At 64.0% G+C, this 561-nt stretch carries 1 protein-coding gene; it reads left to right on the top strand.

The window, feature by feature from the left end:
• Nucleotides 1-561 (top strand): RNA polymerase sigma factor region1.1 domain-containing protein (locus tag D1614_RS28600; RefSeq protein WP_241558167.1); only part of this gene is annotated, 561 nt, incomplete at both ends.

Here is a 561-nt window from a genome sequence, read left to right as displayed (position 1 = left end):
CGGCTTCGTGACCTTCGATCAGCTCAATGAAGTGCTGCCCTCCGACCAGACCTCGCCCGAACAGATCGAAGACATCATGTCGATGTTGTCGGACATGGGCATCAACGTCTCCGAGGACACGGACGAGGAAGAGAAGCAGGAGGACGACGACGAGACCGACAACGAACTCGTCGAGGTGACGTCGAAGGCCGTCACCGAAGTCAAGAAGTCCGAACCGGGCGAGCGCACCGACGATCCCGTGCGCATGTATCTGCGCGAGATGGGCACCGTCGAGCTGCTGTCGCGCGAAGGCGAAATCGCCATCGCCAAGCGCATCGAGGCCGGCCGCGAGGCGATGATCGCCGGTCTCTGCGAAAGCCCGCTGACCTTCCAGGCCATCATCATCTGGCGCGACGAACTCAACGAAGGCAAGATCTTCCTCCGCGACATCATCGATCTCGAAGCCACCTATGCCGGCCCCGAGTCGAAGGGCGGCCTCAACCCGCAGATCATGGCGGTCGGCCCCGACGGCCAGCCGATCGCGGCGGCGCCCGCCGGCAACGGCGAGACTGCTGCAGCTGC

The organism is Maribellus luteus, from assembly GCF_003576475.1.
GTDB lineage: Bacteria > Bacteroidota > Bacteroidia > Bacteroidales > Prolixibacteraceae > Draconibacterium > Draconibacterium luteum.
Note: the sequence above shows the minus strand (reverse complement) of the source record. Positions and strands in the feature narration are given on the sequence as shown.